The 8388-nt window shown below is 74.9% G+C and carries 6 protein-coding genes; 1 reads left to right on the plus strand and 5 read right to left on the minus strand.

Features of this window, described 5'->3' with window-relative positions:
- The first annotated feature begins 92 nt into the window (after positions 1 to 92).
- Positions 93 to 1655 carry an alpha/beta hydrolase gene (locus ACH4F6_RS10640; RefSeq protein ID WP_397959557.1) on the plus strand — a complete coding sequence of 521 codons (1563 nt, stop codon included), beginning with the start codon at positions 93 to 95 and terminating at the stop codon, positions 1653 to 1655.
- 65 nt (positions 1656 to 1720) lie between these two features.
- Here ACH4F6_RS10640 and moeZ read toward each other — a convergent pair whose 3' ends face one another.
- The 5 genes from moeZ to pelF all read right to left on the minus strand — a co-directional run bounded on the left by moeZ (position 1721) and on the right by pelF (position 8202).
- The gene (gene moeZ / locus ACH4F6_RS10645) at positions 1721 to 2899 is read right to left on the minus strand and encodes an adenylyltransferase/sulfurtransferase MoeZ (RefSeq protein ID WP_397959558.1); all 1179 of its coding nucleotides are present in this window, start codon (positions 2897 to 2899) and stop codon (positions 1721 to 1723) included.
- Positions 2900 to 2962: 63 nt separating this feature from the next.
- Complete coding sequence (locus ACH4F6_RS10650) at positions 2963 to 3721, minus strand: spherulation-specific family 4 protein (RefSeq protein ID WP_397959559.1); 759 nt, start codon at positions 3719 to 3721, stop codon at positions 2963 to 2965.
- On the minus strand, positions 3709 to 4671 hold the full coding sequence (locus tag ACH4F6_RS10655) for an NAD-dependent epimerase/dehydratase family protein (protein WP_397959560.1): 963 nt from the start codon (positions 4669 to 4671) through the stop codon (positions 3709 to 3711). The genes ACH4F6_RS10650 and ACH4F6_RS10655 overlap by 13 nt, the downstream gene beginning before the upstream one ends.
- 322 nt (positions 4672 to 4993) lie before the next feature.
- The gene (locus ACH4F6_RS10660) at positions 4994 to 6418 is read right to left on the minus strand and encodes a hypothetical protein (protein ID WP_397959561.1); all 1425 of its coding nucleotides are present in this window, start codon (positions 6416 to 6418) and stop codon (positions 4994 to 4996) included.
- The gene (gene pelF / locus ACH4F6_RS10665) at positions 6415 to 8202 is read right to left on the minus strand and encodes a GT4 family glycosyltransferase PelF (RefSeq protein WP_397959839.1); all 1788 of its coding nucleotides are present in this window, start codon (positions 8200 to 8202) and stop codon (positions 6415 to 6417) included. The genes ACH4F6_RS10660 and pelF overlap by 4 nt, the downstream gene beginning before the upstream one ends.
- Positions 8203 to 8388: the final 186 nt, after the last annotated feature.

The raw sequence follows: 8388 nt of genomic DNA on the forward strand, positions 1-8388 counted from the left end.
CACAGGCTCCGACGGGTGCGGCTTGATCCGCCTACTATGGCCTGACAGCCGTCCGCCGCCCGGTGCGGACGGTCCGCGAGGGGGGAGTGCACATGGCGCGATTCGCACGGTGGACGGTGCTGGGCGCCGCCGCCGCGCTGCTCGTGGCGGGCTGCGGCGGCTCGTCGGACGGGGGCGAGGACGGCAGGAGGAGCACGGCGGACGCGCGGCCCTCGGCGGGCTCCTCCGCGGCGACAGGCGCGACGGCGCCCCTGCCCGCCTCGCTGACCGGGCAGAAGCTCGACTGGGGACGCTGCAAGGACACCTCGGACTCCCCCGCACCGGGCAGCGAGTGGCGGTGCGCCACGCTCAAGGTCCCTCTGGACTGGTCGAAGCCGGACGGCGACACCATCGGCCTGGCGCTGGTCCGCGCCGAGGCCGGCGGCTCCGCCGGCGGGCGGATCGGCTCGCTGCTGTTCAACTTCGGCGGCCCCGGTGGCTCCGGCGTGTCGACGCTGCCGGCCTACGGCTCCACGTTCTCCTCGCTGCGCGAGCACTACGACCTGGTCAGCTGGGATCCCCGGGGGGTGGGGGCCAGCGAGGGCGTCCGCTGCCGCGGCGACGAGCAGATCGAGGCCGCCGAGTCCGTCGACTCCACCCCGGACACCGCGGCCGAGGAGCAGGCGTACTTCAAGGACGCCGTCGACTTCGGCAAGGGCTGCCAGAAGGCCGCCGGTGCGCTGATGAGCCACGTCTCGACCACCGACACCGCCCGCGACATGGACCTGATGCGCCAGGTCCTCGGCGACAGCGAGATGCACTACTTCGGCATCTCCTACGGCACCGAACTCGGCGGCGTGTACGCCCACCTCTTCCCGAAGAACGTGGGGCGCCTGATCCTCGACGCGGTGGTCGACCCGAGCGCCGACTCGGTGGACCACGCGAAGAACCAGGCGCAGGGCTTCCAGCTCGCGCTCGACAACTACCTGAAGTCGACCGGCCAGGACCCCGAGCAGGGCAGCGCGGCCATCGCGGACCTGCTGGAGCGGATCGACGCCGAACCGCTGCCGACCTCGTCCGGACGCGAGCTGACGCAGACCCTCGCCGTCACCGGCATCGTGCTGCCGCTGTACAGCCAGGAGAGCTGGCCCAGCCTGACCAGCGCCCTGGAGTCGGCCGAGCAGGGCGACGGCTCCGAGCTGCTGACGCTCGCCGACGCCTACAACGAGCGGGACTCCTCGGGGCACTACGGCACGACGACCCACGCGCAGCGCGTCATATCGTGCTTGGACGACAAGCAGCGGCCGACGCCGGAGGAGACGAAGAAGCTGCTGCCGGAGTTCGAGAAGATCTCGCCGGTGTTCGGCACCTTCCTGGGCTGGGACACGGCCGGCTGGTGCCACGACTGGCCGGTGGCCGGGCAGTTCGACACCCCGGAGGTAAGCGCGGCGGGCGCCGCGCCGATCCTGCTGGTCGGCAACACCGGGGACCCGGCGACGCCGTACGAGGGGGCCCGGAAGATGGCCGACGAGCTGGGCGAGGGCGTCGGTGTGCTGCTCACCTGGAAGGGCGAGGGGCACGGTGCGTACGGGAGCGGGAGCGACTGCGTCGACTCGGCGGTGGACGACTACCTGCTGGACGGCACGGTGCCGAAGGACGGCACGGTCTGCTCATGACGACGGCGGGGGCCCCGGACACCCGTGGTGCGCGGAGCCCCCGCCGTGAGGTCGGGCAGGCCGGATCAGTAGACCGGCTTGCTCGGCTCGATCTGGTTCACCCAGCCGATCACACCGCCGCCGACGTGGACGGCGTCCGCGAAGCCCGCGGACTTCAGGACCGCGAGGACTTCCGCACTGCGGACACCCGTCTTGCAGTGCAAGACGATCTTCTTGTCCTGGGGCAGGCCCTCCAGGGCGGTGCCCATGAGGAACTCGTTCTTCGGGATCAGCTTGGCGCCCGGGATGGAGACGATCTCGTACTCGTTCGGCTCGCGGACGTCGATGATCTCGATGTTCTCGCCGTCGTCGATCCACTCCTTGAGCTGCTTGGGAGTGATCGTCGAGCCGGCGGCCGCCTCCTGGGCCTCCTCGGAGACGACGCCGCAGAAGGCCTCGTAGTCGATGAGCTCGGTGACGGTCGGGTTCTCGCCGCAGACCGCGCAGTTCGGGTCCTTGCGGACCTTGACCTGGCGGTACTGCATCTCCAGGGCGTCGTAGATCATCAGGCGGCCGACCAGCGGCTCGCCGATGCCCGCGAGGAGCTTGATGGCCTCGTTGACCTGGATGGAGCCGATGGACGCGCACAGCACGCCCAGGACGCCGCCCTCGGCGCAGGAGGGGACCATCCCCGGCGGCGGGGGCTCCGGGTAGAGGCAGCGGTAGCAGGGGCCGTGCTCGGACCAGAAGACGGAGGCCTGGCCGTCGAAGCGGTAGATCGAACCCCATACGTACGGCTTGTTCAGCAGCACGCACGCGTCGTTCACCAGGTAACGGGTCGCGAAGTTGTCCGTGCCGTCGACGATCAGGTCGTACTGGCTGAAGATGTCCATCACGTTGTCGGCCTCGAGCCGCTCCTCGTGAAGGATCACGTTCACGTACGGGTTGATGCCCTTGACGCTGTCACGCGCGGACTCGGCCTTGGAACGGCCGATGTCGGACTGGCTGTGGATGATCTGGCGCTGCAGGTTCGACTCGTCGACCTCGTCGAACTCCACGATGCCGAGCGTGCCCACGCCCGCCGCGGCCAGGTACATCAGCGCCGGCGAGCCCAGGCCGCCGGCGCCCACACACAGCACCTTGGCGTTCTTCAGCCGCTTCTGCCCGTCCATCCCGACGTCGGGGATGATCAGGTGGCGGGAGTACCTGCGGACCTCGTCTACGGTGAGCTCGGAAGCGGGCTCGACCAGGGGTGGCAACGACACGGGGACTCCGTTGGTCGGTCGATCACTATGGTTGTTCTCCCTGCAACACTGCCATGGCCATCTTCATTCCGAGACTCCCGTTCCGATCTGCGAGACGAAGTCGTCCCAGTAGCCGGGCATGGTCTCCCAGGGGTCGAGCAGACCGCCGCGATCGGTGCGGTCGGTGAACCAGATCGTCGCGGCCCCCTGCCAGCGGGCGATGCGCAGGGCCTCCTCCAGGTGGCCGCGCGGCACGCCGTGCACGAGGTGGCAGAAGCGCTCGGGCGGGTGGGCGGCCGTCCACTCGGCCACCTGCGACCAGCGGTAGTCGCTCCAGGGGCCGGAGAAGGTGACCAGTTGGTCGGCGTTCTCGGCGTAGCCGGGGTGCGGGTGGGTGCCGTGCCCGAGGACGAGGTGGAGCGCGTCGCGCAGCGTGCGCAGGGTGCCGGTGGCGCGGCGGATCGCGGGGAGGGCGGCGCGGTCCGCGGGGCAGCGGTCCAGCAGGAATCCGTCGACCCGGTACCAGTCGAGGAACCGCTGCGCGTCCGAGATCACCTCGGTGAGGGCGCGGGCGCCGTGGACGAGGTCGAGACGGCCGAGGACGCGCACCCCCGCGTTGCGGAGCCGGCCGGCGGCCTCCAGGCAGTGCGGGTCCGGACGGGTGCCGGGTCCGTCGGCGACGTCGAGGACGACCCAGTGCAGGGGCGGACCGGGACGGGCGAGCTCGCCCCATTCGGCGGGCGCGACGAGGGGGTGGGCCAGTCCGGGGATGCCCAGCCCGGTGCGGACGTCGGTGGTCCCGGCGCCGGCGGTGCCCGTCGGAGTGCCCGTCAGATACGACACGCCGCCTCCATCCAGATGTCGGCGAGTGACTCCTCCAGGTTGATCCGGGGCCGCCAGCCGAGCCGGTCGCGGGCGGTGCGCACGTCGGCCTGCTGCCAGCCGCCGCAGCCGTCGGGGTACGGGTACGCGACGGGAGCCGCGTGGTCGGAGTCGGCGCGCGGATGGCCGATGGCCGGCCGGAGGAGGGCCCCGGGCGGGCCGTCGAGTTCGTGGAGGGCTCCGCCGTACCCGGCGACGCGCGCGAGGATCGCGGCGGCGTCGCGCAGCCGGACGGCACGGCCGGATCCGATGTTGATGACGCCCTGCGCGGCGGAGAGCGAGGCGGCGTGGACGGCGCGGGCGACGTCGCGGACGTCGACGAAGTCGCGCTGGGCGCCCAGTCCGCCCAGTTTGAGCTCGCCGTCACCGGACTGCATGGCCCGGCGCATGGCCTCGGCGAGCCGCCCGAGCGGGGAGCCGGCGGGGGTGCCGGGGCCGGCCGGGGAGAAGACCCGGAGCACGACGGCGTCCAGACCGGATCCGAGGACCAGTTCCGTCGCGGCCAGTTTGCTGACGCCGTACGGGCCGCCGGGGCGCGGGACGGCGTCCTCGGCCGTCGAGGAGCCGGGCTGGCTCGGGCCGTACTCGGCGCCGCAGCCGATCTGCACGAGGCGGGCGCCGCATCCGCTGCGGCGCAGGGCCTCGCAGACGGTGGCGACGGCGACGGTGTTGTGCCGGGTGAGTTCGCGGGCTCCGCCGCGGGTGGCGCCCGCGCAGTTGACGACGACCTGGGGGTGCACCGCGTCGAGGAAACGGGTGAGCGCGCCGGGGCTGCCGGTGGCGAGGTCGAAGCGGACGTCGGCGTCGTCGCCGCGGCCGAGCGCGGTGAGCTGGACGGCCGGGTCGGCGAGCAGACGGTCGGCGACGAAGCGGCCGATGTAGCCGTTGGCTCCGATCAGCAGGACCCTCATCGTGCGGCTCCCGGGGTGTGCGCTCCGGCCGTCACGACCACTCGGGCCGCTCCGCCGGCGTCGACCGTTCCGGCCGGTTCGGTCGCCCCGGTGGCTCCGGCCGCTCCGGCTGCTCCTGTGACCGCGAGGGCTCCTGCGACCGCGGGTGCCCCGGTGGCTCCGGTCGCTCCGGATCGGGAGGTGGTCATTCTCGTTTCTCCTTCGGGGGTGTTGCGTGAGTGGCGGAGCGCGTGCGTCGTGCGGTGCGTGCACGGTGGGGGTGGCGCCGCGCGCGGGGGACGGGGGACGGACGGCCGCCGGGGCGCGGTCGGGCGGCGGCGCGTCAGCACGGCTGGTCCGTGCCTGCGTGGGCGGAGGCCCGGGTGAGCGTGCGGGTCGCGTGGCCCAGCAGGGCCAGGGCCGCCGCTCCGCAGCAGAGGGTGGGGACGCCGGCCGGGCCCCAGGCGGCCAGGAGGGCGTCGACGGGAGTGGCCAGGAAGCCGCAGCCGGGCAGCCGGCCCGCGAACACGGTGGCCGGGGCGATCGCCTCGGCGGCGCCGGCGGCCCCGAGGACCAGCGCCGGGGCGTGGGTGACGCCGTGGACGGCGAGGAGGCGGGCGAGGAAGAGCAGGGCCCCCAGGGTGAGGACCTCGGCGTACTCGGCGGGTTCGTCGAGGGCCGCGGCGCACAGGCCGGTCAGCGCGCCGAGCCCGGCCAGGAACAGCGTGAAGGTGCCGAGCAGCAGCGGCCGCGCCGAGGCGGTGAACTCCGCCAGGCCTCGGCTGGCGTTCAGCCGGCGCCCCACGCGCACGGCGAGGAGGTGCGCGCTCCAGGCGGCGGGGACGCATGCGCAGGCCAGCGTGACCAGGGGCGCGAGGGCCACGGGCCACGTGCCGTCGGCGCCCCCGGTGGGCAGCCCGTCGGGCCCGCCGTCGGCGGCGGCGCGCAGGAGGCCGTCGCCCAGGGCCGCGTAGGCGAGGAGCCAGCAGGTCCGGCCGCCGGTCCGGTGCGGACCCGGGCGGGTACGGCCGCGCCGGCTCAGCGGGCCTCGGCGCAGGGCCGCGCGCAGGGCGAGGACCACGGCGAGGACGCCGGCGAGCACGACGGTCAGGCGCGTCTGCCCCTGGGTGTGGCGCAGACCCACGACGGTCGCGGCGCACAGGGCGCCCGGCAGCAGGCCGAGCAGCGCCCAGTCCGCGCGCGCCCGCGGGATCGGGCCGGGCGCCGCCGGGCCCGGGGCCGTGCCGCCGTCGCGGGGCACGCGGGCGTACATCTCCTCGGCGAGGGAGAAGACGTCCCGGTGCCGGAAGCGGGCGGCGGTCCGGTCGGTGATCCCGTGGGCCTCCAGTGCGGCCGCGATCTCCAGGGGGTCGACGGCCCGCTCGCACAGCTCGCGGTGACGGTGCATCAGGGCCTTCACCGGGTCCGCGGCGCCACGGCGCGGGATTCCGGGCCTGCGGGAGGCGCCCGAGTCGAGCGGCGCCGCGGGCTGGGGGACGGGTGGCTCCGAGCCGAGCGGCGCGCCGGGCGGGAGGGCGGCGCCGGACTCGGCCGGGGGGTCCGGTTCGCGGGAGGCCGCGGCAGCCGGCCCGGGGCGGGGCCGGGACGGCGCGTCGGTGCGTCTTTGCGGCGAGGAGCCGTCGTCCGCTCTCCCCCGGTCCTCCACCGCCTCGGCGTCCTCCCCCGTGAGCCGTCGTGCCGACGTCTCGTCCCGTGTTCCGGGGCTCGTCGGGGTTCCCGGCCGGTCCAGTTCGTCCAGGCCGCTCACAGCGCTCCCTCCGCAGCGACGGCCTTCGGCGCGGCGCCGGCCGGCGAGGTCTCCCGGACCGGCGGCCCCGCCGCCCGGCCCGGTCCGCCCGGGGCGGTGTCCCGGTCGCCCGTGCCGGTCCAGCGGCCCGGCATCCAGGCCTCGGCGGGGACGGCGAACGGCTGCGGCTCGCCGACCGCGCCGAGGACGACCCGGCGGTCCGGGCCGCGGGAGACGGTCTCCAGGTAGATGCCGTGGAACGCCTCGATGGTGCGCTCGACCGTGAACAGTTCGAGGGCGCGTGCGCGGGCGGCCGCGCCCAGGCGCGCACGGCGCTCGGAGTCGCGCAGCAGCGCCACGCACGCGTGCGCGAGCGCCCGGGGGTTGCGCGGCGGCACGACCAGCCCCGTACCGCCGATGACCTCGACCACCGCGCCGACGTCCGTCGAGACGGTCGCGCGCCCGCAGAGCATCGCCTCGACCAGGCCGACCGGGAAGCCCTCGACGACGCTGGACAGGACGACCACGGCACCCGCCGCGTAGGCCTCCGCGAGGCCGGGCACCTCCGGCCCTCCGGTCTCCTCGAACGACACGGGGTTGTCGCCGACGGAGTGCGGCCCCTCCGCCTCGTCGGGGAAGAGCTGCGCGGCCAGCATCCGGCAGTGGCCGAGGTAGGCCTGTCCCTCGGACCCGCCCGGCGAGCCGATGATTCTCAGCCGGGTCCCCGGTTCCTCCCTGCGGACCTCGGCGAACGCGTGCAGCAGGGACACCAGGTCCTTGGCCGGCTCCACCCGGCCGACCCAGACCAGGGTGCGCGGGTCGGCGGCGTCCGGGGAGTCGCCGACCTCGGCGAAGCGGGCGGCCTCCCTGCCCGGGTAGACGGTGCGCAGCTTGGCGCGGTCGGCGCCGCACCGCTCCTGCCAGCGGCGGGCGTGCGCGTTCCCGGCCGTGACGCAGGCCGCCTGTCGGTACACCTCGGCGGCGAGCCGCCCGTGGAAGGCGGCGAGCAGCGCGCGGACGACGGGGGCCGGTTCCGCGGACGAGGCGGCGGGAGCGGCCGCGGAGGACGCGGAGCCGGTGGGGCCCGAGGCGTCCGCGCCAGGACTCAGGTAGTGCGTCCGCAGCCGCACGCCGTACTCCGTCACCACCAGGGGGACCCCGGAGAAGTGCCGCGCCAGGAGCCCCGGCAGGGCGGCGGCGCCACCGGACGCCGCATGGCACAGGTCGACGGAGCCGAGCCCGTCGGCGTCGTCGTACCAGTCGAGCGAGAGGGGGCGCAGCAGGCGTTCCAGACGGGCCGCGACGGCGAGCAGATCGGGTACGCGGGCCTCGCGCACCGTCCGCGGCGCGCCGGGCGCACGACAGGCGCGCTCCAGGGCGCGCACGGCGTCTTCCGAGCGGAGCGCCCTCGCCGGTCCGCCCTCGTCGCGGGCGAGGTCGGCGAGGGCGTAGAGCGCGTTGCCGAAACGGTCCGCCTGCGCGGCGAAACGGTCCTCGGCGGTACCGCCGGAGCTCCCCTCGCACAGGACGGCCGCCAACGCGCCGTAGCACTCGGCGAAGCGCCGGCGTGCGCGCCGCCCGTACTCCACCCCGTCGTCCTGCGCCCTCCACAGCGGCGCCGTGCGGACCCGGCTCACCTGCGGCGGCAGGGTGACCTGGCCGGCGGCCTCCTCGCGCTCGTCGCGGCTGAGCGCGTAGAGGTCGAACTCGTGCTGCCCGAGCCCGCGCACGAGCCGGTCGCACCAAAGTCCGGCGTCGCCGTTCACATACGGGTAGCCACCCTCCGTGAGCAGTCCGATGCGCACGTGCACCCCCGATCTCCCGTTTGGGGAGCCGCCGTTGACCCGACGGCTCGCAGCGGGAAGAACGTATGCGGACAAGGCGGTGGTGGGGGGGGCCGGGGGTGGGGGCCCCCACCCAACAGCGGGGACGCAGCGTAATGACAGCGCGGGGAGGGGCTGCGGCCGCCGACGGCAACAGCAGGGGCCCAC

Source organism: Streptomyces sp. NPDC017936 (genome assembly GCF_044328485.1).
Taxonomy (GTDB): Bacteria; Actinomycetota; Actinomycetes; order Streptomycetales; family Streptomycetaceae; genus Streptomyces.